Annotated in this window: 22 protein-coding genes and 3 pseudogenes; 14 read left to right on the top strand and 11 right to left on the bottom strand. The window is 62.1% G+C overall.

Annotated features, from left to right (window positions below; all coding sequences use genetic code 11):
• Positions 1–216 precede the first annotated feature (216 nt).
• Positions 217–723, top strand: a complete 507-nt coding sequence (locus A3AG_RS0103965) for a YkgB family protein (protein WP_018004167.1) — start codon at positions 217–219, stop codon at positions 721–723.
• Between the two features lie 53 nt (positions 724–776).
• Positions 777–1,262: a Rid family hydrolase gene (locus A3AG_RS0103960; protein ID WP_018004166.1), complete on the top strand. Its 486-nt coding sequence runs from the start codon at positions 777–779 to the stop codon at positions 1,260–1,262.
• A gap of 298 nt (positions 1,263–1,560) precedes the next feature.
• Here A3AG_RS0103960 and A3AG_RS31335 read toward each other — a convergent pair.
• A pseudogene (locus tag A3AG_RS31335) lies at positions 1,561–1,896 on the bottom strand (transposase); the annotation flags it as partial.
• Between the two features lie 101 nt (positions 1,897–1,997).
• A complete protein-coding gene (locus A3AG_RS0103955; RefSeq protein ID WP_081610679.1) occupies positions 1,998–3,836 on the bottom strand; it encodes a PHA/PHB synthase family protein in 1,839 nt (612 codons plus the stop codon).
• A gap of 267 nt (positions 3,837–4,103) precedes the next feature.
• Here A3AG_RS0103955 and phaZ point away from each other — a divergent pair, with 267 nt between their 5' ends.
• On the top strand, positions 4,104–5,234 hold the full coding sequence (gene phaZ, locus A3AG_RS0103950; protein ID WP_020384430.1) for a polyhydroxyalkanoate depolymerase: 1,131 nt from the start codon (positions 4,104–4,106) through the stop codon (positions 5,232–5,234).
• Between the two features lie 252 nt (positions 5,235–5,486).
• Here phaZ and A3AG_RS31330 read toward each other — a convergent pair.
• The 4 genes and pseudogenes from A3AG_RS31330 to A3AG_RS0103930 form a co-directional block, all read right to left on the bottom strand.
• Positions 5,487–6,906: pseudogene (locus tag A3AG_RS31330) on the bottom strand (amino acid permease).
• 42 nt (positions 6,907–6,948) lie between these two features.
• Complete coding sequence (locus A3AG_RS0103940; protein ID WP_018004162.1) at positions 6,949–8,013, bottom strand: porin; 1,065 nt, start codon at positions 8,011–8,013, stop codon at positions 6,949–6,951.
• 68 nt (positions 8,014–8,081) lie between these two features.
• Complete coding sequence (locus A3AG_RS0103935; protein ID WP_018004161.1) at positions 8,082–8,474, bottom strand: RidA family protein; 393 nt, start codon at positions 8,472–8,474, stop codon at positions 8,082–8,084.
• A gap of 38 nt (positions 8,475–8,512) precedes the next feature.
• Complete coding sequence (locus A3AG_RS0103930) at positions 8,513–9,715, bottom strand: amino acid aminotransferase (protein WP_018004160.1); 1,203 nt, start codon at positions 9,713–9,715, stop codon at positions 8,513–8,515.
• A gap of 193 nt (positions 9,716–9,908) precedes the next feature.
• On the opposite strand from A3AG_RS0103930, the gene A3AG_RS0103925 reads away from it, so the two are divergent.
• Positions 9,909–10,376, top strand: a complete 468-nt coding sequence (locus tag A3AG_RS0103925) for an Lrp/AsnC family transcriptional regulator (RefSeq protein WP_018004159.1) — start codon at positions 9,909–9,911, stop codon at positions 10,374–10,376.
• 681 nt (positions 10,377–11,057) lie between these two features.
• On the opposite strand, the gene pdxR is transcribed toward A3AG_RS0103925, so the two are convergent.
• Positions 11,058–12,584 carry a MocR-like pyridoxine biosynthesis transcription factor PdxR gene (gene pdxR / locus A3AG_RS0103915; RefSeq protein ID WP_018004157.1) on the bottom strand — a complete coding sequence of 509 codons (1,527 nt, stop codon included), beginning with the start codon at positions 12,582–12,584 and terminating at the stop codon, positions 11,058–11,060.
• 190 nt (positions 12,585–12,774) lie between these two features.
• On the opposite strand from pdxR, the gene A3AG_RS0103910 reads away from it, so the two are divergent.
• The 3 genes from A3AG_RS0103910 to A3AG_RS33140 all read left to right on the top strand — a co-directional run bounded on the left by A3AG_RS0103910 (position 12,775) and on the right by A3AG_RS33140 (position 14,408).
• Positions 12,775–13,533 carry an SDR family oxidoreductase gene (locus A3AG_RS0103910; protein ID WP_018004156.1) on the top strand — a complete coding sequence of 253 codons (759 nt, stop codon included), beginning with the start codon at positions 12,775–12,777 and terminating at the stop codon, positions 13,531–13,533.
• A gap of 30 nt (positions 13,534–13,563) precedes the next feature.
• Positions 13,564–14,022 (top strand): cupin domain-containing protein, encoded by a 459-nt coding sequence (locus A3AG_RS0103905; protein WP_018004155.1) that lies wholly within the window; start codon positions 13,564–13,566, stop codon positions 14,020–14,022.
• 131 nt (positions 14,023–14,153) lie between these two features.
• Positions 14,154–14,408 (top strand): Txe/YoeB family addiction module toxin, encoded by a 255-nt coding sequence (locus A3AG_RS33140; RefSeq protein WP_240619787.1) that lies wholly within the window; start codon positions 14,154–14,156, stop codon positions 14,406–14,408.
• A 273-nt stretch (positions 14,409–14,681) separates the two neighbouring features.
• Here A3AG_RS33140 and A3AG_RS0103895 read toward each other — a convergent pair.
• Positions 14,682–14,942, bottom strand: a pseudogene (locus A3AG_RS0103895) (Hsp70 family protein); the annotation flags it as partial.
• 599 nt (positions 14,943–15,541) lie between these two features.
• Between A3AG_RS0103895 and A3AG_RS0103890 the strand changes: the two are divergent.
• The 6 genes from A3AG_RS0103890 to A3AG_RS0103865 all read left to right on the top strand — a co-directional run bounded on the left by A3AG_RS0103890 (position 15,542) and on the right by A3AG_RS0103865 (position 22,122).
• Complete coding sequence (locus A3AG_RS0103890; protein WP_204321164.1) at positions 15,542–15,871, top strand: hypothetical protein; 330 nt, start codon at positions 15,542–15,544, stop codon at positions 15,869–15,871.
• Between the two features lie 665 nt (positions 15,872–16,536).
• Complete coding sequence (locus A3AG_RS0103885) at positions 16,537–17,373, top strand: phytanoyl-CoA dioxygenase family protein (protein WP_026163919.1); 837 nt, start codon at positions 16,537–16,539, stop codon at positions 17,371–17,373.
• A gap of 25 nt (positions 17,374–17,398) precedes the next feature.
• Positions 17,399–17,806: a RidA family protein gene (locus A3AG_RS0103880; RefSeq protein ID WP_026163918.1), complete on the top strand. Its 408-nt coding sequence runs from the start codon at positions 17,399–17,401 to the stop codon at positions 17,804–17,806.
• Positions 17,807–17,899: 93 nt separating this feature from the next.
• The gene (locus A3AG_RS0103875) at positions 17,900–19,333 is read left to right on the top strand and encodes an MFS transporter (RefSeq protein WP_018004150.1); all 1,434 of its coding nucleotides are present in this window, start codon (positions 17,900–17,902) and stop codon (positions 19,331–19,333) included.
• Between the two features lie 38 nt (positions 19,334–19,371).
• A complete protein-coding gene (locus A3AG_RS0103870) occupies positions 19,372–20,733 on the top strand; it encodes an NAD(P)/FAD-dependent oxidoreductase (protein WP_051073466.1) in 1,362 nt (453 codons plus the stop codon).
• An 84-nt stretch (positions 20,734–20,817) separates the two neighbouring features.
• Entirely contained in the window at positions 20,818–22,122 is a 1,305-nt protein-coding gene (locus A3AG_RS0103865) for a flavin monoamine oxidase family protein (protein ID WP_018004148.1), read from the top strand.
• A gap of 7 nt (positions 22,123–22,129) precedes the next feature.
• Here A3AG_RS0103865 and A3AG_RS31325 read toward each other — a convergent pair whose 3' ends face one another.
• Complete coding sequence (locus tag A3AG_RS31325; protein ID WP_018004147.1) at positions 22,130–22,789, bottom strand: TetR/AcrR family transcriptional regulator; 660 nt, start codon at positions 22,787–22,789, stop codon at positions 22,130–22,132.
• A 370-nt stretch (positions 22,790–23,159) separates the two neighbouring features.
• Here A3AG_RS31325 and A3AG_RS0103855 point away from each other — a divergent pair, with 370 nt between their 5' ends.
• A complete protein-coding gene (locus A3AG_RS0103855) occupies positions 23,160–24,374 on the top strand; it encodes a porin (protein ID WP_018004146.1) in 1,215 nt (404 codons plus the stop codon).
• 110 nt (positions 24,375–24,484) lie between these two features.
• Here the strand turns inward: A3AG_RS0103855 and A3AG_RS0103850 are convergent, their stop codons facing one another.
• Positions 24,485–25,411 carry an MBL fold metallo-hydrolase gene (locus tag A3AG_RS0103850; RefSeq protein WP_018004145.1) on the bottom strand — a complete coding sequence of 309 codons (927 nt, stop codon included), beginning with the start codon at positions 25,409–25,411 and terminating at the stop codon, positions 24,485–24,487.
• Positions 25,412–25,608: 197 nt separating this feature from the next.
• Positions 25,609–25,944: NAD(P)(+) transhydrogenase (Re/Si-specific) subunit beta (locus A3AG_RS31320; protein ID WP_035847784.1), on the bottom strand; the 336-nt coding region annotated here is incomplete at its 5' end.

Genomic DNA, 25,944 nt, shown 5'->3' with positions numbered 1-25,944 from the left:
GCTGAGCGGGTTCACGATCTGCGAGCACCTGAACCTCGAACTCGACGAGACGATTTGCGACGTGCGGCGCTGTGCCGCCGTTTGGGATAGATTGCCTCGTTTATTTTGATCCCTGTTGGCATTTTATTGAGCCAAGGTAGTCTCGAAATCGATATCTGTGGGGCCTACAGTGGATGCTTCTAACCACCAGATGAACAACTTGAATGGGAAACCCCAATGACCACTCGTGCAAATCAGTTTCGTCTACAAATCGCTGAAAAGAGCGTTGGATCTCACTCTCTTCAGGCCCTGCTCAGATGGGCGTTGGTCGTCATCTTTCTTTGGTTCGGTGGAATGAAATTCACCGCTTACGAAGCCAACGGCATCGCTCCGTTCATCGCCAACAGCCCCATCATGAGCGGGTTGCATGCGATATTCGGAGTTCAAGGGGCAAGTTACGTTATAGGTGTACTTGAGCTGTCGACCGCAGCTGCTCTGATTCTCGGCGCCTTCCAGCCCATTTTCTCAGCATTGGGAGCGGCGATGTCGGCTGCGACCTATCTGATCACGCTCACCTTTTTCTTGACTACCCCCGGCGTAGCAGAAGCGACGGCGGGTGGGTTTCCGGCCATTTCAGCTATGCCTGGCCAGTTCCTTCTTAAGGATCTCGTTCTGCTGGCTGCATCGCTTTCTCTCCTTCTTGCATCTGTCCAGGGCTCATGGCCCAACGCTCAAAAGTCATAAGGTGAACAAATGGCCCGGAGTTCCGGGCCGGCTTATCCAACAGGAGATCAGATATGACCAACACGACGGCGGCTAACGGCAGAGAGGCAGCCTATCACGGCGTGCCGGCGGAAGATGACTACGGCTATGCACAGGCAATCAAGATCGGAAACATGGTCTATGTGTCCGGCCAGTTCAGCCACGACGACAAGGGCGCGATGATCGCGCCTGCCGCGCTCGATGGAACGGGCAAGCCAGCCGACTTCTCGATGATGGCGGAGCAGATGCTGGTGACCTATGCAAACGCTGCAACGATCCTGGCAAAGTTCGGAGCCACGCTCGACCACGTAGTGGAAGAGACGCTCTATGTCCTTGATGTCGATGAGGCGTTTGCAGTAGCGGGCAAGGTGCGCAAACAAGCCTACGCAAAGGCGCGACCTCAGTGCGCCAGCAATCTGATCGGCGTATCGAGGCTAGCCTTTCCGGAGCAGCTTATTGAGATCGTCTTCAAGGCGGTGCTTGCCGACGAGCACGAGCGGCAGCCCGTCGAACCAGCTTGATGAACGGCACGACAGGCCAGCGATGCGCAGGTTATGGAGGCCTGCGCCGGCGCCCATTTTTCGTGCGTGAGTCCTGCAGGCATTCGTCCCACGATGCCCAGCAAATCGCACCTCAGTACGTCAAGCCGTTTTTGAATGGCAACATAAACTGCGACGCCCTAGTATCGCTAGCAATAGCGGTCAAAGTAGCGCACTCAAATTCCGTGCGATCTAACATAATTGTTGTTGTGCGTTTTTTTACTGTAGCCGCTAAGTTGTAATGTCCGCTTCGGGGGTGAGGACAGTTTCTTGGACTGATTTAGGTTGCGAGTCCAAGGTGGCGCCGGTATTCGACCGGGCTCATTGCACGCAGCGACAACTTGATGCGCCGCTCGTTGTACCACCTGATGTAAGAGTTCAGCTCGTGCATGAATCCTTCTACCGTCGTGCCACCCCAGTTGCGACCGTAGTAGATGTCATTCTTCAGGCGACCGAAGAAGCCTTCGCAGGCAGCGTTGTCAGGTGAGCGGCCCTTTCGCGACATGGAACGGATGAGACCAGCCGCCTTGATGCGTTGCAGCCATCCCGGCCAACGATAGTGCGAGCCCCTGTCACTGTGTACTACGGGGCAGTCGCCATCGGTGAGCGTGGTGATGCGGATCTTTGGAGTTGCCCGTCTTGCACATTTTCGAACAAAAATGGTCATCTCGTTGCAGAGGGCCGTTTTCCTTGTGCTAAGAATCTGTGATGCGCACCTCAACGTTGATGAACATATGTCCCAGGGGCATCAGCCAGAATCGGTAAGCCACTCGCAGGGGCCCCCATTGCCGGTGGCGGTACGCGCTGGGGGGACGACCGGGCTTCCAGCCATTCGACCCATGCCGGCCACCAGGAGCCTTCGCGGAGTTCGGCACGTTCGAGCCACCGGTCTGCGTGGAGGCACGGGTCTTCCGCCTTCTTGTGCGCGAACCGGTAGCGCCGACCCGGATGCCCGGGTTCGCTGACGATACCCGCGTTATGACCGCCGCTGGTGAGTACAAACGTGATGTCGGTGTCATTCAAGTAGTGGATCTTGTAGACAGACGGCCATGGCGCGATGTGATCCCGTTCTGTGCCGAGGGCGAAAATCGGCGCCCGGATGTTCTGGATTGCAACCGGATGTTCGTCTACCACGTACCTGCCGGCGGCAAGGTCGCCGTTCAGGAATAGCGACCTTAGATACTCCGAATGCATGCGGTAGGGAAGTCGGGTCGCGTCCGCGTTCCACGCAATGAGGGCGTTCATGGGGGGCGGCTCACCCATTAGGTAATGGCGAAGCATGCGCGACCAGATGAGATCGTTCGAACGCAGCAGTTGGAAGGCCCCCGCCATATGGAAGGCCGGGAGGTATCCCCGTTGCCACATCAGGCCCTCCAGTGACTCGACCTGGCTGTGATCGATGAAAAGCTCGAGTTCTCCCGGCTCGCTGAAATCGGTCTGGGCGGCGAGCAGTGTCACAGAGGCGAGCCGTTTGTCCTCCATATGTGCCATGGCCGCCGCGGCAATCGATAGCAGCGTACCCCCGAGGCAGTAGCCGACTGCATGGACCTTGCATTTAGGCACAATCAGGCCGATGGCGCCGAGTGCCGCCATGACGCCGAGGCGGCGATAGTCATCCAAGCCGAGATTGCGATCGGCGGCAGTGACGTTGCGCCAGGAGATGCAGAAAACCGTGAATCCTTTACCAACGAGGTAGCGGATCAGCGAGTTTTCTGGCGACAGATCAAGAATGTAGAACTTCATGATCCAGGCCGGGACGATCAGCAGTGGCTCCGCGTAGACACTCCCGGTCGACGGCGTGTATTGGATGAGTTCGATCAGGTGGTTCCGGTAGACGACCTTGCCCGGCGTGACCGCGACGTCTTCGCCCACTCTGAATTTTTCGGCTCCGGCGGGTGGCTCGCTATTCAAGTTCCGACTGAGGTCATCAATGAAACGCTGGAATCCCTCGACGAAGCTCCGCCCCCCAGTTTGCAGGGCCCGATCAAGCACTTCCGGATTGGTAAAGATACAGTTCGATGGGGAAAAAACATCCAGCACCTGGCGCATCGAGAACGAGACAACATTTTCGTGGTGCGGGGAAACTCCGGGCACATCATGCGTGGCTGTGTGCCACCATTGCTGAGTAAGGAGAAATACTTGATACCACAGCACGAAGGGCAACTCTTGCCAGGCTTCGGCACGAAACCGCGTGTCGCCTGAAAGCGGCTCGATGCAGTTGGGTGTCTTCTCCGTCAGCGCGCGGCGGATGGTATATCTCGCCAATCGGCCCAACTTTTTCCACGCTTTGTTGCCGAGTTCCGCCTGTTTTCCCGGAGAACGGTAAAGATGGACCAGCCAATCAGAATAGGCAAGCCATATCGCAGTTGGTGAGATGCCGCCCGTCGCATTCGCTGCCATGCTGGCAGCGATTCTGTCGATGGCGCGAAACAGCTCGAAACCACCCGACTCGTCGAGATGCGTGCTAAGCGAATTCAGAGCCGCCGGCCTCGAATCGGCTCCCTGAGGGCGGCGGGGCGCTGGGCCCGCCCTACCCCCTGCCTGTGTGTTCTTCATTGGGCAGCTCCGGGCAAAGGTATGAGTGCAGCTTAGGAACAACGAAAGGCGTCTGGAAAGGACTGTTTCGCAAATCCAGCCCCACAGCATTCCTGCTCGGGACCGAAGGCGATGCGCGTCGTAAGCTAATCTAGTTAGAATCGATCGGCCAGCACCCTCGCTTGACGGAGGGAATCCATGGATATAGGCAGGGAGCCCACACATCAAGCCCTGTTCACCCCGCTCGGCCTCTGGAGCGGATGGATCCACTCGACTGGATCCGGATGGATGTGGCAGTTTGCTGAAGCCGCGAGATCTCAGCACTTCACGCAATGTTATGAGCTCTTCCAACAAGCCATCAAGGCATTAGGTACGCCGGCCTTCGATCTCGCGCAGGTCGAGTTCGAAGGCTCCAGCATGCCGGTAAGCGAGTCGGTGGTCATGGAGACCGAATTTTGTCGATTGCGCCGCTTCTCGTGCAAGCGCGGCAGATCTGGCAGGACGGCCCGGTCCATCCTGCTATGTGCGCCGCTGGCGGGCCACCACGCTGTACAGATGCGAGAGGTAGTGCAATGGCTACTGCCGCACGCAGACGTTTATGTCTCCGACTGGGTAAATGCCAGAGACATTCCACAGACAGCGGGAGATTTGCATCTGGACGATGTTGTGCTGACATTGCAGCATTTCATGGTGGGGCTGAAGCCTGCCGAGCTGGACGTGCTCGCAGTCTGCCAGGCGACTGTACCGGCCCTTGCAGCGGCGGCACGCCTGGTGGCGGCCGGGTATCCTGAGCCGCGCTCATTAGTGTTGCTGGGCGGACCCATCGATCCACGCCGTAATCCCACCCCGTTGACGCGCATGGCTGGAAGCCTGCCTCCAAGCTGGCTCGACGCACTGGGGACGCATATCGTTCCTTCGGGGTACCGGGGTTCAGGTCGGCGAGTCTATCCGGGTTTCCTGCAGTACCCGTCCTTGATGATCTGGCAGCCGGAGCGGCCGTTCTTGCTGTTATTTGATTACATCCAAAGCCATGGGAATGGCGACCCGGAGGCGGCACGCGAGGCCGAACGATCGATCGCACACTATGGCGCTATGCTGGACATGCCGGCGGAGTTCATCCTGGATACCCTCCGCGTGGTATTCCAGCAAACCCTACTGGCAAAAGGCATCTGGCGCGTGGCGGGGAGCCCGGTACGACCGGATCAGTTACGTGAGACTCGCTTGCTGACCATCGAGGGCAGTCGAGACACGATTTCTGGAGTGGGCCACACCCACGCTGCACACGGTCTATGCGTCGGCGTGCCGGCAGAGCGCCGACGCCGGCTCACCATCGCAGGCTGCGATCACTACGGACTGTTTGGCGGGCCCACCTGGCGGACGGCGGTTTATCCGGTCGTCCACGACTGGTTGGTCGGCTAGAGCCGCTGATGCAGCCCTGCAAACGCACCAACTCAGCCTTGGCCCGGGCGAAGTGCATCCCACTGCCGCCACGGATGACATAGCGACGCCCTCGCCCGAAACGCTATATACCTTGCTAGGCTCACACGCGCTGGGCATGGGAAACACCACCATCCTGACTGCGCTGGCCAAGGCCAGGCGATCTTGAGCGCGGTGAGCGGCCGACGTCGATGACCGCGTTGCGACAGATGGAACTTGAGCGTCCCGACGAAATCAGCCCGCGTGCGGCTCCAGCGGTTCGGCCCGCGTGGCCCTCGCATACCAGCCAAAGTACGCCACGCTCAACAGCGCTAGCCACGGTACACCGAAGAGCATTGTCATGCGGAACTCGGCCGTGAACATGGTGGTTACCATGATGGCGAGCATCAGGGCGGCGCCCAGGAGAGTCAGTACCGGGAAGCCCTTCATGCGGAACCGCAGCGGACCATGGCCTTGCGCCTCCCACTTGCGGCGGAAGCAGTAGTGTGTGACAAAGATCATCATCCACGTGAACAGGGCCCCGAACATCGATACCGCCATCATCAGCGTGAACGAGGCATCGGGATAGACAATGCTCAGCACGGTCGCCAGCGCGATGCCGAGCGTCGACACCAGCAGCGCCGACATCGGCACGCCGCGCCGGCTGACACGACCGAAGCGGGCGGGCGCGTAGCCCGCGCGCGACAGGCTGAACATCATCCGCGTGGTGGCTATTCATCGACGACAGCGCCGCCACCAGCACGACAAAGTTGATCACGCCTGCGGCGCCTGGGATATTGATAGCCTCCATGACCTTGACGAAGGGACTCTCCTCGCGGCCGGCGGCGGTCCACGGCACGATCGCCAGCATCAGGGCCAGCGTCAGCAGGTAGAACAGGACGAGCCGGATCATGGTGGAACGGAAGGCGCGCGTGATCGCATGCTCGGGATCCTCGGCCTCGCCTGCGGCCACAGCTATCATCTCGATGCTCAGGTAGCTAAAGATCGAGACAATAACGGCGACCCACATGCCCCACAGGCCCTTCGGGAAAAAGCCGCCGTGCGTGGTGTAGTGGTGGAAGCCGGCCACTGCCCCCTCTGCCGATCCGGCCACCGACGCCGGTGCGCCGAAGACAACATAGGCGCCGATAAGGATAAAACCAACGATCGCCGCGATCTTGATCACCGAGAACCAGTATTCGACGACACCGAAGATACTGACGCTGAGCGCATTGACCAGTACCAGTGCTGCGGAAAAGCCGGCAATCCAGAACCAGCCGGGCACTGCGGGAAACCAGTACTTCATGTAGAGCGCGGTGGCGGTCACCTCGGTCCCGACCGCCAGCACGATGCAGGCCCAGTACGCATAGCGCACCAGGAACCCGGCCCACGGGCTGACGTAATGCTCCGCGTAGGCGCCGAACGAACCCGAAGTCGGATGCGCCACGGTCATCTCGGCGAGGCAGCCCATCAGGATCAGCGCGATGGCGGCGCCGATGGCGTAGCTGAGCAGCACGCTCGGGCCGGCAAAGCCGATTGCGAAGCCGCTGCCAAGGAACAGCCCAGTGCCGATCGCGCCGCCGATGGCAATCATCGCCATCTGGCCGGCGTTCAGCGTGCGCTTCAGCCCACGCTCGCGCTCCACGATCTGCTGGAAGCTCTGCTTCTTGTCCATGTTGTCTCTCTCCTTCTGATAGTGAATGCGGCCCGCCTGCGCTCAGAACACGTGGCGCACGCCAACCGCCACGCCGGTCTGGTTGCCGCGCCCCGGCATCTCGCTGGCGGCGCCGCCGCTTACGCGGTTGTAGTCCACCGTGCCGTACAGCTGGGTCCGCCTGGACAGCGCATACTCGGCCAGCAGCACGCCGGTCAGCCGCTGGCCGCTCTGGCCGGCCACGCCGTTCACGTTGCGGATACTGTCGTGATAGACCACGCCCGTCAGCGCTAGCGCGCCGCCGGCCTGCCAGGTCAGGCCCGTGTAGAAGGTCATGTCCTTGCGCGGATTGGCGGCAAAAGACCCGTAGCTGACGCTGCGGGAAGGATCGTTCAGCATGCCGTCGACCATGCCGGTTGCGTCCCTGCCACCGAGGTAGCCGGCGAACAGTTTCGCCGGGCCGAAGGCGTAGCGGCCGGCGACACCCCACATGCGCTGGGTTTCGCTGGCGGCGTTCCGTATTTCCTGGTAGACGGCGCCGATGCCGAGATTGCCCTGGTTGTATGCGGCCCGCACACCCCAGTAGGAACCGTGCTTCAGGTTGCCCGGCAATTCGCCAAAGCCGTAGCTGGCGCCGAGACTGAGGCCGCCGAAGGTGCCGTCGTAGCTCACCGCGTTGTCAACCCGCCCCCCGGTCATGAAGTACGGCCAGGCATTGGCGGTGTAGTTGCCCACGGTCAGCGGATCGAAGTCGCCGAACAGGTTGAAGCCTTCCGTGGACTGGCGGCCCAGCTTGAGCGTGCCTACCCCCCCGGACAGTCCGACATAGGCATGGCGGCCAAACAGGCGCCCGTTCTGGTTCACGCGCCCGGTGTCCGGATCGAAGCCATTCTCGAGCCGGAACAGCGTCTTCATGCCGCTGCCGAGGTCTTCCTCGCCGCGCAGGCCGAAGCGACTGTTGGTCACGGCGCCGTTGGTCAGCTGCACCTGGCTGTTGTTGGCCTGGTTGGCATTGGTTGTGAAGCGGATGCTCTGGTCGACGATGCCGTACAGCGTGACGGTGCCCTGGGCGCAAGCCGTGCCCGCCGCCAGACCGCCCAGTGCCAGCGGGACTGCGAATTTCTTCATGTCTCCTCCATTTGATCTTGTTCTGCTTTTGATGATGAAAACCGCCGTCGCCAGCGGAACGAAGCGGATCAGGCCCGGCGCCTGCCCGCCGGCAGCCTGACGTAGGCCACGATCTCGATCAGCATGGCCGGATGGGCAAAGCCGGCCACTGCCACGCTGGCCCGGTTCGGATAGGGTGCGCGAAAGAACTCGCGGTATACCGCATCGATGGCCGGCATATCGCCGGGCGCATGCATGTACACAAGTACCTGCGCGACATCGTCGAGCCGGCATCCGGCCGCCTCCACCGCCGCTGCGAGATTGCCGAACGTCAGCCGCGCCTGCGCGGTGATGTCGCCGCCGGCAATATTGCCGGCCGCATCGACGGGCCCATGCGCGGTGAACATCAGGCCGGCGGCCTGTGTTGCCCACGAGAACGGCTGCGCGGGTTCGGGCAGCGGGGTCGGGATGATCTCTGCCATGTGTTTCCTCTGGACCATGAATGCCTGAGCCGCGGGGCTCAGGCGCACGCGCGCAGAACCGCCGCCATCGCATGGGCGACGTGGTCGACATTGGCGGGGTTGAGTCCCGCCACGCACATGCGGCCAGAGCGCAGCATGTAGACGCCGTGCGCTTCGCGCAGGCGGTCGGCCTGCGCCGGTGCCAGGCCCGTGTAGCTGAACATGCCGCGTTGCGCCGTCAGGTAGCCGAACGGCATGCCCGGCAGGCTTGCCTCCAGCCGCTCCCTGAGCGCGCCGCGCATGCGCGCGATGCGTTCGCGCATCTGCGCCACCTCCGCGGCCCACTGGCTTGCCAGAGCAGGATTGCCGAGCACCGTCGAAATCAGCCTCGCGCCATGCAGCGGGGGGCTGGAATACACGCGCCGCACCGCCGCCTTGAGCTGCCCGAGCACGCGCCTGGCTTCGTCCTCGTCCGGCGTGACGACGGAAAGCCCGCCGCAGCGCTCGCCGTACAGCGAGAAGTTCTTCGAGAAGGAGTTGCTGACGAGGAACGGCAGGCCGGCATCGACCAGCGCGCGCACTGGCCAGGCGTCTTCTTCCAGGCCTTCGCCGAAGCCCTGGTAGGCCATGTCAAGGAATGGAATCAGCCCGCGTTGCCGCAGCACCTCGATCAGTTCCGCCCATTGCGTGCGCGACAGGTCGATGCCAGTAGGGTTGTGGCAGCTCGGCTGCAGCAGGACCACGCTGCGCGCCGGCAGTGCGCCGATCGTCGCCAGCATGTCGCCGAAGCGCAGGCCATTGGTTTGCGGGTCGTAGTACGGGTAGTGGTGCACCGCCACGCCCGCGCCAGCGAACAGGACCTGGTGGTTTTCCCAGCTCGGGTCGCTGATCCATACCGCGCTGCCGGGGAAGTACAACTTCAGAAACTCGGCGCCGATGCGCAGCGCGCCCGAGCCGCCCACCGACTGGATCGTCGCGACCCGGTTTTCCTGCAGCGCGCGGCTGTCCGCGCCGAACACGAGTTGTTGCAGCGCGTGGCGGTACCCGGCCATGCCCTCCATCGGCAGGTAAGTGTGCGGATCATCCAGCCCGGCGAGCTGGCGCGCGGCCGCGCCGACACTGCTGAGCACCGGGATGCGGCCGTCCTCATCGTAGTAGAGGCCGATGCTGAGGTTCGCCTTGTGCTGCCGGGAATCGGCCTGGTAGGCCTCCATCAGCGACAGGATGGGGTCGCCGGCATAGGCGGGGATATGCGCAAACATGGGATTGCTCGGTTCGGTTCAGGGATGCGGGACGGCGCGCCGGGGTGGCTGGTTTTTGCGGTCGGCGCGACGCCGTCATGGGAACGGAATCCTATCAAGCGAAAAGCCGAATGTGCTTGCTTTTATTGCTCCTTTTGGCTTATACATTGAAGCATTCACCGATTTATCCTCATTCATCGAATAATTCTTCGACATGGAACTTGACCGCACCGACGTGAGCATCCTGCATCACCTAGAAGGCAACGGCCGCATCACGAACCAGGAATTGGCAGAGGCGGTGGGACTGTCCGCCTCGGCGTGCTTCAGGCGGGTAAAGCTGCTGGAAGAGCGCGGCGTGATTGCCGGCTATCGCTGTGTGATAGGTGCGAAGCAGGTCGGCATCGCCTTCGAGGCGCTCGTGCATGTTTCGATGCGTTCGGACATTGAGAACTGGCACGAGAATTTCGTGCGAGCGCTCAACGGGTGGGCTGAAGTGGTGACGGCCCGAATCGTGACAGGCACGTCAAACTATGTGCTCACTGTGCGCACGAAGGACCTGGAGCACTTCTCCCACTTCGTGATCCACAAACTTCACAAGGAGCCGGGGGTGATGGCGATCAATTCGAATATCGTGCTGGAGACTCTGAAGTCGCATGGCTCTGTGCTGGAGTTGCTGGGATAGCCGCTAGGCCGTGCCGTTCAAGCTCCGACAGCGCGATGCCGATCAGCCGAGCGTTACGACGCTGCTCAGCGGCATGCGTACCACCGTGGCCTGCCGCGTGGCCCCAGTCTCGGAGCAAATCGGGTTGGCGCATGCCTTATTCTTGCTGGCGCCCTGTCTCCGCGGCTTCGTCCAGCGTCATTCCGTCGGCAAGGACCGAAGCCAGCGCGGTCTCCGCTAAATCAGCCCGGGGTTTTATGGCTCGATTTATGAGCCATTGAAAACCGGAATCGCTTGTGGCGCGATTAGCGGCGCGAATTTTGCCTCGCACCAGGGATACCGTTTGCACGTCTCGACGGCGAGCTCGTTAACAGGCAGCAATTACCGCGCGTCCAGATCAGTCAACCGTTCCAGGACCATCGGGCGGTGCGTTCACTGGACGCTAACCGTACGCGCAACGCCGCCAGTAAGCGCAGCGCCAGCTGCGGTGTCATTCCGGTCGCCCGCAGTTCGCGTATCACGCCAAGTTGACGGGGAATGCGCATGCGCTCAAAAATGCGGACAGATCCTAGGTCGCCAGCACATGAACTCATCATTCGCGACCAGTATTCCCTCCAACATCTGTGGACACCCTCGATGTCGTCAGCAGCCAGAGCGCGGATCCCGTGTGGGGATGTACCCGGAGATCCTACCTGGTCAAGCTCAACCATCAAGGCACGCCCGCAGCGTACGCGCGAGACGGTCCGCTTCCTTTGTATCGGTGATGTTCGCAAAGCCCATCACCAGGCCACGCGGGGTGTCACGGATACGGCCGTGGGCATACCAGTTGGAAAGCGGCAGTACCGCTAGCCCCGCATCGCGCGCACGCGAGGCAACGGCGACATCGTCGACCGGACCGTGAGCCGCTTCGGCGAAGTGCACCGCAAACTGGATTCCGCCCGGTGGCAATTCAACGGTCAACCGTTCTCCAAAAGCCTGCTTTAGCGCTTGTGCAATCAACAGGCGCCGCTGTCCATACAACGCGCGCATCCGTTTTACATGCCGCGCAAAATGTCCCTGTTCAATAAAGTCTGCCAGCGCCGACTGAAACAGCGTTGGCGCGCCGGCGTTCATGCTGCACGCCACCCGTCCCACACGCTCGACGGCGCGCTCTGGCACCACCGTGTATGCGAGCCGGAGCCCGGGGAACATCACCTTGCTGAAGGTGCCGCAATAGAGCACGCGATCTTGCCGGTCGAGACTCTTCAGGGCCGGCAAGGGGCGGCCCAGATAACGGAACTCGCTGTCGTAGTCGTCTTCGATAATCCAGCGAGACCCCGCCTCTGCCCAGTTCAGCAACGCCATGCGCCTTGCGAGCGAAAGCGTGTACCCCAACGGGCTCTGATGCGATGGCGTGACGAGCGCGAAGCGTGCCTCACGCTCGCGCTCGATGCCGCGTTCGACATCGATGCCTTCTTCATCGACTGGCACCGGTACCAGCTGCATGCCGGTCTCGGCAAGGAAGTTGCGCGCAAGTAGATAACCGGGATCCTCGAACCACATGCGATCGCCCGGGCTCGCAAGACTGCGCAATACCAGTTCAAGGGTAGCGCGATAGCCACTGGTAATGAACACTTGGTGAGGCAGACAGGTGACACCGCGCGACAACCCAAGATAGGTAGCGATATGTTGGCGCAATGGCAAATATCCCGCCGGATCGGGGTAGGCGAGCAGCGCGCGTTCGCCGCCGCGCGCACGCCGTGAAACGATCCGGCTCCAGATCTTGCGCGGAAACGCGTCGAGCGCCGGCAGGCCTGGCTGCAAGGGCCGCGGCTCGCCGCTCAGTGCGACCGCGATCACGGGCTGACGTGCCGTCGAGACGTTGGGTGTTGTATATGTCTCTTTTTCTCCGACGGCGTCCTTAAGGGACGACACATCAGGCGCATTCCGCCGGCCACCCGCAGCGACCGCTTGCATCTGGGATGCCGACAGTGAAGGCGAGACAAAGGTGCCGGCAGCTCCACGCATCTGCAGGTAACCCTCGTCGACAAGAATCGTATAAGCCAGTTCGACGGTGCCTCGCGCCGTATTCAGCTGCGTGGCGAGGCCGCGCAAAGCCGGCACCCGATCGCCGGGGCGAAGATGGCCCGCCGCTATCGCCGTCCGGAAGCGCTCGCAAATCTGCTGATAGATCGGCAAAGGCTTCTGGCGGTCGATCTCGATGGCCAACCTGGGGTTGCGTACCGTCATGACAGTCTCACGGGTGATTGGGCGCAACAACAACTTGGCCTAGTCAGATTGTCAATTCTTGGCCCTTATTCATGGGGCATGATTGTCGCACACTGGGCTTCATGCGATGCGACGGTGACGGACACGGTCGGTGATGCCGCAGCACCAGGGTGAGCATCGCGTTCCTCTACCCTTATATGGAGAATCAGCCATGAAAATCGTTGTTATCGGTGGTTCCGGCCTGATCGGCTCACGCCTTGTCAAACTGCTGAATCAGGCGGGCCATACGGCGGTCGCCGCCTCGCCGAGCACCGGGGTCAACACACTGACGGGCGAAGGCCTGAGTCATTCACTGGTGAACGCAGATGTTGTCGTCGATGTGACGAATGCGCCATCCTGGGAGCCACAGGCAGTGCTCGACTTCTTTCGCACCTCGGCACGCAACCTAGGCAAGGCCGAAGTCGCCGCGGGCGTGCGCCATCACGTCGCCCTGTCGATTGTCGGTACTGACCGCATGCCGGACAACGCGTATTTCCAGGCCAAGGTTGCTCAGGAAGCGGTGATCGACGCCGCCGGTGTGCCTTACACGATCGTGCGCGCCACGCAATTCATGGAATTCATTGGCGGCATCGCGGATTACGGCACGGAAGGTGACACCGTGCGAATCGGGGACGGGCTGTTCCAGCCGATCGCAGCGGATGACGTCGCGGCGGCGCTTGCGCAGGTGGCGACCGCGGCGCCGCTAAATGGCACCATCGATATCGCCGGACCAGACCGCGCTCCGTTCGCAGAGATCGTTTCGCGCTATTTGAAGTCGGTGGGCGACACGCGCACCGTCGTGACCGATCCCGACGCGCGATATTACGGCGGCCACGTCGAAAAACTATCACTCGTTCCCCTGGGCGACGCTCGCCTGGGCAGCATCACTCTCGACCAGTGGCTGGCGCGGGCTCATGTTGCGTACGCCTGAACGATATTCTGCATGCATCGGAGATACAACATGAAGCGCCTTATCGCGTCGATGATCCTTGCCTCGCTGCCCTTGCAGTCAGCCCTTGCCCAGGACCATTCGGGTCACCAGGCAACGGTGCCAGTGCAGGAATTGGCAACTACTTCCACGGGTGTAAAAGTCACGCTCGTGTACCAGCAAGAGATCCCGAACCTGCCGGGCAAGAGTGTCAAGGGCGTAGTGGTGGAATACGAGCCGGGCGGGGTCAACGCCGCGCATACCCACGCCAGGTCGGCATTGATTTACGCAACGGTGCTGGAAGGCGCCGTGCTGAACCAGCTCAACGGGGGGCCACTTCGCACGTTCACGAAGGGTCAGAACTTCACCGAAATGCCTGGCGACCGGCACGACGTCAGCGCCAACGCGAGCAAGACCGAGCCCGCCAAGCTGCTCGCGGTGTTCGTCGTGGATACGAATGACACCGTACTGACCACACCATTGAAGCGTTAAGGCAGGCTGCTTAGCCAAGTCAGGTCTCTGACTTGGCTTTGATGAATCCGGGTCTCCAAGCTACTCACCGTCGACCATGGCACAAGGCCCTCTACTTTAATTTCTTACCCCTATGGCACACTGCGAGATACCTGCCAACGGGACCACCAATTGATGCTCGAGACACCCCCGGGGACCCCGGCAAAAAAACCCTGAAGCGTATCAATGCCTTGATACAGGACGCGCAGCGCGAGCCGTTCGAAGGTATCGGCAAGCCGGAGGCCTTGAAGGGCAATCTATCGGGCTTCTGGTCCCGCCGGATAGACGATGTAAACCGCCTGGTATATGCGGCAGATGACGTAACGCTACGTATCCTTAGTTGCCGCTACCACTACGGCGACAAGTAGGGCCATTTCGCGCGGTGATCCGGCGCGGGCTCATGGTCGACGGCCTCGATGGCTGCCGCGGCGGTCGCTTTCATATCGGAAACGTGAACCGCGTGAGATCGCAGTATTGCAGCGCATGCCAACCCCACGCGGCCCCTTTACGTCAGACGTGTCCCAGCACCTGCCACCACAGCGGCCCAGCCACCAGCCACGCCACCATATGGTCAGGAATCCCGCCTTCCACCATTCCCGCTGCGTCACATAACCGGCTCCGAGCATGAACCGGCGCTAACGTTGGTACACCTTGATGGTTACCGCCGCCTGATTGTCTTCGGCGGTAGAAAAGACCTCAGAGAACCTGGTCGGGATGGTGGTGTTCTTGGCGATCATCTTGCTCATGACGCCGCCAAGGGTCTCGATCCCAAGCGACAGGGGGGTAACGTCGAGCAACAACACATCCTTGCGCTCGCCCGTTAGTACCGCGCCCTGGATCGCCGCACCCACTGCCACCGCCTCGTCGGGGTTGACATCCTTGCGCGGCTCGCGCCCGAAGGAAACGTGGATTTGTGACGCATTTCAGGACACAATTCCGGAATGAGACCATCTCTGCATCTAACCCGGACCGTTGCCCTGGGCTTCCTGCTGGCCATCGTGGCAGGCAGCGTACTCCTGATGTTGCCCTGGTCCCGAGTGGATGGCGGGAGCGCGCCCTGGCTGACCGCATTCTTCACCGCAGTCTCGGCGGTTTGCGTGACTGGCCAGGGCACGAGCCGGGTTCCCCCAGCAGTTCGATCGGCGGGTGCAGCTTATGACGAAGTTCAAGTGAGACAGCCACGTTGGCACTCGTCGTCATTGCCCGGCGTCAGTGATGTCGAAGAGCGCCTTATCGCTCCATGAAGATGAGTCTCCATCTGCTCGGGCTTGAGCAGTGATCCAATCCTAGTCGATGCTCAGTTCGCGGTGGCAAGCAGGACAAGTCAGCGGGGTGCGGCAGCTTTCCCACCTCGCCATAGGCCGCGGGCGCAATCCGCGCGTCAAATGTGGTAAGCGTCTAACCTATAGATTGATTGGTACGCGCGCGGAGGTGCCTCTTGGATCGGTCGTCATTTCTCGCCAGACTCTTTGGACCGACTTTCCTCGCGGTCGCTTTTGGCATGCTGATCAATCTCGGCATGTACGAAAGCATGATCGCGGAGGCGCTGCAACTCGGCATCCTGTTCTATCTGTCCGGTTTATTGTCGCTTCTCGCTGGCCTCGCAATCGTCAACCTGCACAATAGATGGCAAATGGAGTGGCGCCTGATCATTACAGTGCTGGGCTGGTTGATGACAATCGGTGGAATTATCCGCATCGTCCTGCCGAGAGTCGCAATTGCGATAGGTTCTACTATCTATAGCAGCCGGGCCTCCACGATCGTGGCGGCGCTGATAATCGGTACGCTGGGCGCTTTCCTGAGCTTTAAGGGTTACAAGCAGCGTGGTTGAAGGCACGGAATTCAAGAGATCGACTCCGGGCTTCCGCTCTTCCGCTCATGGCTCGGATGGCTACGCTTCGGCCTGAACCGGCCTTCCCGGCATGAGGCTTGAAGGGCCGAAACCGGCCAAGAACGGCCTTTGACCTCGACGAAGCGAAGGACCGTTCTAAATCCACTTGCAGCCATTTTGCCGAGGTAGCGTTTCGGGACACCCCACGTTGCCGATGGCCTTAACTGAGCCTTAGTCAACGGGCGTTGCGCCAGTCCCTACACTTTGCACTCCTCACGCTTTTCATGACGGCGGCCATGGGCCGGCGTCGCACAGCACCTTCCACGACCCAGGTGCCCACGGCCAGGTGGGACGTTCAACTATCCGCTCTGCGACCAGCCCGCCACGCATCGAGGCGGCATGTTGCCACGGCATACGCCGCGGTATCCGCACGTCCGTCTTGCCCGAGTTGAAGCCATATACCTGGACAACGCCTTCTTGTCCGCTGAGAACCAAGCACGGCCGAACTCTCGTCCCGATTACACGGACGGCAAACTCGACGATTCTCCAAGAATCCCGAGGCTCGCACTTTAACACAACGCATGTTGTCTTAAATCGGATTGCGAGTTATTGTTCATGCATCGCGCCGGCCAGCGTCCATCACCGAGGAATGAAGGAGACTTATCATGCTCACCACCCAATCCCAACGAGAGGCGTTTCGCGAGGACGGCGCCGTACTTATAAAGAACTGCCTCGACCCTGTGCAGCTGGCCCGGTGCTACGAGGCTTTCAAGTGGAACGTCGCTAACCCGGGCCCATATCACTTCCGCTCGCTGGACGGCACCAGCCTGCAGACCCATATCGACAACGCCAATCCGGTGGTTAAGCAGAAGCTTGACGACCTGGTCACGACGCTGCCGTTCGGAAAGGTGTTCCAGGAGTTATGGGGCTCGGAGCATGTCTGGTATTTCGCCGAGGAGGTGTTCGCCAAGGAAGGCGGCAACAGTGGCCGCGGGCCGTGGCATCAGGACACCGCGAACCTGCCGTGGGCCGGCAAGCATTGGGGCAACGCGTGGATTACCTTCCAGACCATTCCAAAGAAGAATTCGCTGGAGATCATTCGCGGCTCGCACCTCGGCATCCAGTACGACGGGGCCAGTTTCGCGAATGCCGATGACCCGACCGATCCGCTGTACGGCGACGGCACCCTGCCCCGCCTGCCGCATATCGACAAGGAGCTCGCCGAAGACCCCAATTCCTGGGACGTGCTCTCCTGGGAGGTGACCCCTGGCGATGTCGTGTTCCTGCATCCACGTTCGCTTCACGGCGGGGCCGCCGTCGATGCCGCCTGCGCGACCCGGCACACGCTGGTGCTGCGCTTCTTCGGTGACGACGCCACGTTCCGCGCCCTGCCAATGTCGAACCCGCGCTATGCCCGCAACGGGCCGCTCTTCCGGGAAGAAATGGCCAGGCTCAATGAAGGCGAACCGTTCCGCTCGCCTGTCTTCCGCCAACTCGCCTGATATCGCCTTGCACGGAGCAGCCGCCATGAAACGACAAATGATCAATCCCGGCCTCATGCAGGCCAGGCACTACGACCAGCTTCACTTCTCTTCGGCAACCCGTGTCGGCGACATGATCTGGGTGTCCGGCCAGGTGGGCTTCGATCTGGCCACGGCCTCGGTGGGCCAGGGAATGGAAGCGCAGGCCCGGCTGGCGTTCGAAAACCTGAAGGCTGTGCTCGAAGCCGCAGGAGCCAGCCTTGCCGACGTCGTGGAAATCATGACGTTCCACACCGACCTGCGCGGCGAGATACAGGCGTTCGTGAAAGTCAAGGATGAGTACTTCCCCGACCGCTATCCCTCGTGGACAGGCGTGGGCGTAAACCAGCTGGCGCGTCCCGAGTTCCTGGTCGAGCTACGCGCGATTGCAGTCGCGGGTTGCGGCGACGGCTGACAGCCAGAAGCCGCGGCCCGTTTGCACACCAGGGTCGCGGCACGACATCCCCTACAAAAAATGAACAGCGACAAAGCTGATGGAGACACAAACATGAAGCGTCCGAATGCGGTCGTCAGACCGGACAAGCCATCCAGCATTCTTGCGCGGCTTGACCGCCTGCCGGTAATGGCTTCCCACTACGTCTGGGCCGCGCTGCTCGCGGCCAACCTGATGCTGGAGTATTACGACAACGCCATCTTTGCCTATGCCAGCCCCACGATCAAGGCCCACACCAACCTGAGCACCGGGCAGATCGGCGCCATCAGCAGCGCGTTCTTCATCGGGATGATCATCGGGGCGCTGGTGGGAGGAAGACTGTCTGACCAATGGGGACGACGTTCGGTGCTCGTATGGACCACCGTGCTGTACTCGCTGGGAGCGTTGGCGACGGCATTCGCACCTACCTACGAGACCATACTGGCCTCCCGCGTCATCACAGGTATCGGCGTGCAGGCCGCCACCTCGGTGCTGCTGGTCTATATCGCCGAGATGTTTCCCGGCAGGGCACGTGGCCGCTTCGTCTCCATCGTGACGATCGGGTTCGTGGTCTCCGGCATCGGCGCTGCCGCGCTAGCGATGTTCTATCTCCCACACGGCAGTAGTGATGCCTGGCGCAACCTGTTCCTGGGCGGCAGCGTCGGCCTGCTGATTGCGCCCCTGGCACGCTTCATCCTGCCGGAATCGGTGCGCTGGTGTGTCTCGCGCGGTCGATTCGACCGCGCCGAAGGCATCGTAAGCGAGCTGGAAGCGCGCGCGCTGCGCCGCGGTCCGCTCGACGAACCCGCGATTGCCACCGTTCAGCCGGCCGCCGCAGCGCCCACGCTACGCGACCTCTTCAACGACAAGGCCTTGCTGCGAACCATCGCCGTGCTCACGCTCGGCTACTTTGGCGCCAGCCTGGCCTATTACCTGTTCGGCCAATGGGGCGTCTACTCGCTCGTATACAGCCTCAAATACTCCGAGGAACATGCGTATTACATCCAGTTCCTGTGGAACGTGATCTATGGCGCCACGCCGCTAGTCGCCATGCTGTTTCTCGACCGGTATGAACGCAAGTCCACCATCCTTGTCGTGTCCGTGCTAAGCGCATTGCCGTTGGCGGTGCTCGGCATCTCGGCCACCAGTTGGGCAGTGATCGGGGCAGGCGGACTCGCCGCCATCATCACGGGGCTCGTCGTCAACGCCTACTACACCTACATCCCGGAGACGATACCGACGCAGCTGCGCGCCCTCGGCAGCGGGATCGTGATGTCTGGCGGCCGGTTCGGCGGCGCGGCCGCCGGCGTCCTGGGCGCCGCGCTGTTCTCCGCAAGCGGCATGGCTGGCGTCATGCTCGCGGCGGCAGCTTGCTACATCGTCTTCTCCATCCCCGTCGCGCTGTTCGGCCCGCGCACGACCAACCGCTCGCTGGAAGCCGTTGCCGGCGACGAGACGGGCGCTGCCAACGGAGCGCGCCCGTGCCCGGACACGTCCATGGCCGCCTGACACGGCATTTGCGTCAAGCGCGGATTGTTCCCGCCCGCATGACTCACCAGACAAAGGAAAGCGGCAACGTGACCGAAGACTTCAAGACATATCGAACGCTGGGCGGCTGGATCGAAAGGCCGGCTGACCTGCAGCCATCGCTCGAGGGCCACACCAACGCCGATGTGGTCATCGTCGGCGCCGGCTTTGCGGGGCTATGCGCGGCGCTGGAGCTCGCCCGGCAGCGCGTGAAGGTGGTCGTGCTCGAACGCGAGTTCTGTGGCCATGGAGCGAGCAGCCGCAACGCGGGCTATCTCGCCGGCGGGCAGGGACTCAAGTACGACCGCTTCCTCAAGCGCGCGGGCCACGAAAAAGCGAAGCGGATCGTACGCTTCTACGAAGACGGGGTCCGCTTCGCCGAAGGCAAGTTCGCGGAGCATGGGATCGACTGCGACTACCACCGGTCGGGATTGATCCGTGCCGGCATCGAGCCGTCGCAGGAAGCCAGGGTGCGCGAGGATATGCGGATCGGCGCCGAACTCGGATGCCCATCGGAATACCTGGACCAGGCCGAGATGCGCGCACGCGGCATCCCGCCAGCGTTCCTGTTTGGCAGTTACGTGCCGACCGGCGGCACGCTCGATCCCGGCAAGTACGTCCTGGGACTGCGGCGCGCGGCCCTGCGGGCAGGCGTGACGATCCACGAAAACACGCCGTTGCTGTCCTTCATCGAAGGACCAACCGTCAGGGTGCAGACACCTCGCGGCAGCGTCAGCGCGCCGGTGATGATCCTGGCCACCAATGCCTATACGCCCCGGCTCGGCCCGCTTGCGGACAAGGTGGTGCCGTTGCGGCTTTCGGCCATGGAGACCGAACCGCTTTCCCCTGTACAGCTGGCGGCGCTTGGATGGCCCCGCCGCGAAGGCATCACAACCATGCACTGGGTCATGGAGAGCCATCGCCTGACCGCGCACAACACGCTGGTCTTGACCACCAAGCGCCTGCGCTACCCCTTCGGCTCGCGGACGCCCGAAGTGCCCGAGCACGACCAGTATCGAGCGCTGCGGATGGCACTGCATGACCGCTTTCCACCTTTGAGGGGCATCGCCATCCGGCACTGCTGGAGCGGCTACATCAGCTATGCCGACGATGGCCTGCCGGTGATCGGCCGCACAGGAGCAGACAGGAACATTTACTACGCGGCGGGATGTTCCGGCCACGGCGTCGGCACACAGGGCATGGTCGGACACATGCTGGCGCAAGACATCCAGGGCATCGGCAACCCGCTGCTTGCCATGCTGATGCAACATGCGCCGCCCGCGACGCTGCCGGAACCCCTGCGCTGGCTCGCCCTCAACGGCGCCCTGAAGGTCGCAAGCGGTCTCGATGAACGTTCGAACCGCAAGGCGCGCCGCACATGAGGCAGCGTGAGAGGCGGCCTCGCAATTGCCGGGAGCCATCCTTTCCCGCCCACGCATCACCTGAAACTCAATACGGAAATTCCCATGACAGATCTGTACGATGTGGCCGTGATCGGCGCTGGCTTCGCAGGCGTGACCGCTGCGCGGGACCTCAGCATGGCAGGCCATTCGGTGCTGCTGCTCGAAGCGCGTGACCGGATTGGCGGGCGCACCTGGTGGGGCAAGGCGCTTGGCCTGGACCTCGATCTGGGCGGCACCTACGTGCACTGGACGCAGGCGCATGTGTGGCGCGAACTCAAGTGCTATGGCATCGGCCTGGCAACACCAATGCCGGTGACCAGGGCGTATTGGTACGCCGACGGCGTGGTACACGCCGGGACATGGGAACAGCTCAACCAACTGGCCACGCCGCTGGTCGCCCGCTTCTTTGCCGATGCGCGGATGCACTTTCCCCAGGTGGATGACCTGGCAGCCGCCGACGTCGGCACGATCGACAGGCAAACCATCGGCGACCGGCTTGATGCGCTTGAACTCTCGGCGCACGACCGCGACGTGCTGGTCAACGCGATGTCCATCCTGGTTTGCTCCGAACGCGAGCAAGGGCTTGCGCAACTGCTGTTCTGGTGCGCGATCTGCTTCGGCAACTGGAGCGCGTTCAAGGAAATCGCCGGGCACTGGCCGATCGAGGGCGGCACCGGTCGCCTGATTGGCGCCATGAGCGCCGAATCGAAAGCCGAACTGCGCCTCTCGACGCCAGTGGCCGCAGTCGATGACAACGGGCACGAGGTCATTGTGACCACACGCGAGGGGCAGCGTATCCGTTCCCGGCGCGCCGTGGTGGCATTGCCGCTGAACATGCTGAGCGAGTTTTCCGTCACGCCTGCGCTGCCGCGCCCCGTGCGCGCCATGATCGAGCAAAGAAACCCGATCATGCCCACCAAGATCTGGGTACGGGTCAGGGGCGAGATCGAGCCCTTCGTGATCTATGCACCGGCAGGCAAGCATCCCATCAACACCGCCCATGCCGAGCGGCGCGACCATGGCGATACGCTGGTGGTGTGCTTCTGTTCCGACAGCTCGGCGCTGGACGGCAATGACCGCGAGGCAGTACAGCAGGCGCTGCGGGACTTCATTCCGGACATCGAAGTGTTGGACACGGTCTGCCAGGACTGGGCGAACGACCCGTTCTCCAAAGGCGGATGGATGCATCACCGCCCCGGCAATCTGACGCAGGCCGCGCCCCTGATGCGGCAGAGCCACGGCCGCATTCATTTCGCGGGCGCGGACATAGCGCCCATCGGGGTCGGCGGCATCGACGGCGCCATCGAGACCGGCGCCAAAGCCGCTATTGACATCGCTCGCGCCCTGCGTGGCGAGCACCGGTTGTGATCCCGTGCTACGCGTGCGCCGCCCGTCCGCCAGGCTTGTGCTCGCCCGGCACGGGCGCCACCAGCACCGCCAGGGCATCGATGAGCGCCCGCATTCGCTTGGGCGTGAAGCGCTTGGGTTCGATCGGGTACATCATCATCCATCCATCCCCCATGGCAACGAGCTGGTCGGTGAGGATGTCCGCCGGAATATCGTTGCGGACCGTCCCCCGTTCCTGCGCGTCCTTGACAATGGCGGCGAGCAGGCGACGATAGCGAGCGTAGCGCCTGGTGATGACTTCCGCAAACGCAGGCTCGTGTCGTCCCTGCGCCAGCAATTCCGATGTCGCCGGCCAGAACCTGGTGCTGCGGTCGGTCAGCCTGATCCAGCTTTCGAACGGGGCGAGGATGTCACCGCTTTCCCGGGCCGACTCCAGCATCGCGTCGAAACGGTCGAATGCGCTTTCCATCAGCGCCACGACCAGCTCTTCCTTGTTGGCGAAGTAATAGGTCACCGCGCCGGTGGTGTAGCCCGCATGCTTCGCAACCTTGCGCAGCGATGCGTTGGCATAGCCCTCCTGTGCAATCACCGTCGATGCCGCGCGCAGCAACTCCTTGCGCTTCGCTTCGCGATCGCCGACCGGACGACCCCGGGTTGAGACCTGCTCGATATCGTCGTCGCTTTCCATTGTCCTGTTTTGTCTCTTGAGCATTTCGACCACCGGCTGCCGGGCTGGTTAGCCGCCAGATGCGTGATTTTACAGAATCATCGTTATGTTCTGATTCCATGTAGTCCTCTCCCGCTAGCCCCGCTCGGGCAAGGCCTCTGCGCAGTCTGTTCCACCCCGGTAGTGCGCCGGCGTTCGCACGCCCCCACGCAGCCACACCTGTGCCAGCTCAGGGCGCCGCCCAGGCAGGGAATACCCGGCCTTTTTATTTAACATTACGCTCGTTATGCTAATTCACGATTTGCGCGAATCGCCGACAGGTTTCAGGACAAATGCGAGGCCGATGCGCTGCATGCGGCCGCCAGGCAACTGACAAACAAGGAGATCGTTGATGGATGCATTCAGGCGCTATGCCTCTGACAAGGATGGGGCTGTGGTCACCGCGGTGCCGTGCAAGCTGGCACGCGACTGGGGCAAGACGCCTGCTGTCGCACTGGCAGCTTTTGGTGTCTTCGCAGGCGCGGCGCACGCCCAGCCGTCCGTCACGTTGTACGGTACGCTCGATACCAATCTGGAATTCGACACCAACTTCAAAAGCGCCAGCAGCGGCTCGGCCCATCGATACGCGCTGAACGGGGAAGGTCTGTCGGGTTCGCGTTGGGGCCTGCGCGGCGTGGAAGACCTCGGCAACGGACTGAGCAGTGTCTTCGTGCTGGAAAGCGGCATCGGAGCAGACGATGGTACCCTGCAGCAAGGCGGTCGCCTGTTTGGCCGTCAGGCGTTTGTCGGCCTGCAGAGCGCCACCTACGGCAAGATCACCTTCGGTCGCCAATACACCTCGATGCTGGAGGCACTGGCCAACTTCTCGCCAGCGGCGATGTCGAGCCTGTATGAGCCCGTGATCGCCCAGATCGGACCGGTGTACCGCGAGGACAACACCGTCAAATATGCGGGCACCTTTGGTCCGGTCAGCGTCGGGGCACACTGGAGCTTTGGCACCGGCGGCAGCAGCGGCACCATGGACCTGAGTCGCCTGGGTGGCCCGGGCGAGGGTCCCGGCCAGTTTCGCCGCGATACCGGCTTTGGTGCCCGGGCGTCCTATGCGGCGGGGCCGTTCAGTGCCACCGTCACCTACGACCAGGTGAACCCGAGCATCGTGGGCAGTGGCGGCTTCGCCGGTACCGGCACATTCAAGAAGGCCGCCGCAGCAGCCAGCTACGCCGTCGGTCCGGCGATCTTCATGACTGGATACCGCTGGGGCATGTCGACTGCGCCGGGGCAGACACTGACGCGCGACAACTTGTACTGGGCCGGCGTCTACTACGAGATGACGTCTGCGCTGAGCCTGACGCTGGACTACTACTACCAGACGTTCCGGTCCTCGACCTTGCCGGCGCTAGGGCCTGCCGGCAATCCGAGACAGTGGATGCTCATCGCCGACTACCGCCTTTCCAAGCGTACGGACCTGTACCTGACCACTGCTTACGCAAAGAATGCCGGCCTGTGCCTGGACACCGCGTCCATTGCGTTCAACAACGGCTATCAGCCCGCTGCCGGCAAGGACAGCATGTTCGGCGTCGCGCTGGGCATCCGCCACAACTTCTGAGCGCGACGGCAATCGTCAAACCGATGCAATCCCGATGCGGGCAGCTTCAGCGATCCGCATCGGGACATGATGCAAGGGCGGCCACTACCGAAGTGGTCCCCCCGGGTATCTCATCCCACCCGGTAGACGCCCTCTTCGTTCACCTCGACCCGCCCGTCCGCCAGCAGTTCTGCCAGATGCCGGGAAATCGTACGGGTCTCGGCATCGACTACCCATGAGCCTTGAAAGCCCGGCGGATACAGCAGCCGCAGGTCTACCAGCTGTGCCAGTGTCTTTGGCGATTCGCGCAGCAAGGCCAGCAGGCGCTGTTCGCGTTGGTCCAGCTTGGCCGCATAGGCAGCGAGATCGCGCAGGAAGTGCTCACGATCGGTATAGACGCCCCGATGATGGGACGTAACCCACACCTTGGCCGGAACCTCGGGCAACCGTGCCAGGCTACGACGGAAGTCCCCCAGGCTGGACCCTGCATCGCCATAGTAGGGTCCGAATCCGGTCAGGTCGATATCGCCCGTGAAAGCCACCCCCTCCGGTTCCACCAGGAGAACGGTATGGCCCGCGGTGTGCCCTGGCAGGTGGAAAGCCCGAATGCCGGTCTGGCCCAGATCCCAGCACGCACCGTCCACGTAGCCTTGCGCGTCGGGCCGCGGCGCATAGAAGAATTCACGCTGAAACCTGAGGAGGGTCTCCGATGCATACGCCGCATTACCGAAAGCGGCGACCATGCCATCCCAGCTCCTTGCCGCCGGCAAATCGCCTTCGTGCACATAGACCGATGCATCCGGCAGGCGATGCAACCCAGCCATATGGTCCTCATGCACATGGCCCATCACCACCAGCTCGGTGGCGTCAAACTCGGGACCGATGTAGTTCGCGACAAGCGGCGTGTCGAAAGCCGCGCGGGTCTCGGACCCCCTTATCAATACCTGGTTGCCGTCGGGATACTTGCCGCTCTTCTCGCCAAAGAAGACCGACACGCGTCCGAAATCCACGCGCTGGATATGTCGCTTCGTGCCTGAATTGCAGAACGCTGGGCTCATGTCGATCCTCCTTGCTGGGCAGTCTTGGCGATCTGCCGCAGCCGGGGCGTCCCGGTAGCGATCAGGTCAGGCTGCGCAGTTCTGTTCTCTGTCTATTTATAATAACATCAGTCATCAAAATAAAAGAGGCCTGCAAATGCGGCACAGACAGAACGGGATGTCGTTGGACGCAAACGCCTTCACGCCAGGCATCAGGGTTATGCTTCGACCGCCTTGAACATGTCCTCGACCACCTTCTTGGCGTCGCCGAACACCATCATGGTCTTGTCCATGTAGAACAGCTCGTTGTCCAGGCCGGCGTAGCCGGCCGCCATCGAGCGCTTGTTGACGATGATGGTCTTGGCCTTGTACGCCTCCAGGATCGGCATGCCCGCGATCGGCGACTTGGGATCGGTCTTGGCCGCCGGGTTGACCACGTCGTTGGCGCCCAGCACCAGCACCACGTCGGCCTGGCCGAACTCGCTGTTGATGTCTTCCATCTCGAAGACCTGGTCGTACGGCACCTCGGCCTCGGCCAGCAGCACGTTCATGTG

It is taken from the genome of Cupriavidus neocaledonicus (assembly GCF_000372525.1).
Lineage (GTDB): Bacteria > Pseudomonadota > Gammaproteobacteria > Burkholderiales > Burkholderiaceae > Cupriavidus > Cupriavidus neocaledonicus.
This window is presented reverse-complemented; position numbering and strand designations above follow the sequence as displayed.

Excerpts from the sequence above, each read along its gene's own strand:
- A3AG_RS0103965 (WP_018004167.1), top strand. The coding sequence starts at position 217 with ATGACCACTCGTGCAAATCAGTTTCGTCTACAAATCGCTGAAAAGAGC.
- A3AG_RS0103960 (WP_018004166.1), top strand. The coding sequence starts at position 777 with ATGACCAACACGACGGCGGCTAACGGCAGAGAGGCAGCCTATCACGGC.
- A3AG_RS0103955 (WP_081610679.1), bottom strand. The coding sequence starts at position 3,836 with ATGAAGAACACACAGGCAGGGGGTAGGGCGGGCCCAGCGCCCCGCCGC.
- phaZ (WP_020384430.1), top strand. The coding sequence starts at position 4,104 with ATGTGGCAGTTTGCTGAAGCCGCGAGATCTCAGCACTTCACGCAATGT.
- A3AG_RS0103940 (WP_018004162.1), bottom strand. The coding sequence starts at position 8,013 with ATGAAGAAATTCGCAGTCCCGCTGGCACTGGGCGGTCTGGCGGCGGGC.
- A3AG_RS0103935 (WP_018004161.1), bottom strand. The coding sequence starts at position 8,474 with ATGGCAGAGATCATCCCGACCCCGCTGCCCGAACCCGCGCAGCCGTTC.
- A3AG_RS0103930 (WP_018004160.1), bottom strand. The coding sequence starts at position 9,715 with ATGTTTGCGCATATCCCCGCCTATGCCGGCGACCCCATCCTGTCGCTG.
- A3AG_RS0103925 (WP_018004159.1), top strand. The coding sequence starts at position 9,909 with ATGGAACTTGACCGCACCGACGTGAGCATCCTGCATCACCTAGAAGGC.
- pdxR (WP_018004157.1), bottom strand. The coding sequence starts at position 12,584 with ATGACGGTACGCAACCCCAGGTTGGCCATCGAGATCGACCGCCAGAAG.
- A3AG_RS0103910 (WP_018004156.1), top strand. The coding sequence starts at position 12,775 with ATGAAAATCGTTGTTATCGGTGGTTCCGGCCTGATCGGCTCACGCCTT.
- A3AG_RS0103905 (WP_018004155.1), top strand. The coding sequence starts at position 13,564 with ATGAAGCGCCTTATCGCGTCGATGATCCTTGCCTCGCTGCCCTTGCAG.
- A3AG_RS0103890 (WP_204321164.1), top strand. The coding sequence starts at position 15,542 with ATGCTGATCAATCTCGGCATGTACGAAAGCATGATCGCGGAGGCGCTG.
- A3AG_RS0103885 (WP_026163919.1), top strand. The coding sequence starts at position 16,537 with ATGCTCACCACCCAATCCCAACGAGAGGCGTTTCGCGAGGACGGCGCC.
- A3AG_RS0103880 (WP_026163918.1), top strand. The coding sequence starts at position 17,399 with ATGAAACGACAAATGATCAATCCCGGCCTCATGCAGGCCAGGCACTAC.
- A3AG_RS0103875 (WP_018004150.1), top strand. The coding sequence starts at position 17,900 with ATGAAGCGTCCGAATGCGGTCGTCAGACCGGACAAGCCATCCAGCATT.
- A3AG_RS0103870 (WP_051073466.1), top strand. The coding sequence starts at position 19,372 with ATGACTCACCAGACAAAGGAAAGCGGCAACGTGACCGAAGACTTCAAG.
- A3AG_RS0103865 (WP_018004148.1), top strand. The coding sequence starts at position 20,818 with ATGACAGATCTGTACGATGTGGCCGTGATCGGCGCTGGCTTCGCAGGC.
- A3AG_RS31325 (WP_018004147.1), bottom strand. The coding sequence starts at position 22,789 with ATGGAAAGCGACGACGATATCGAGCAGGTCTCAACCCGGGGTCGTCCG.
- A3AG_RS0103855 (WP_018004146.1), top strand. The coding sequence starts at position 23,160 with ATGGATGCATTCAGGCGCTATGCCTCTGACAAGGATGGGGCTGTGGTC.
- A3AG_RS0103850 (WP_018004145.1), bottom strand. The coding sequence starts at position 25,411 with ATGAGCCCAGCGTTCTGCAATTCAGGCACGAAGCGACATATCCAGCGC.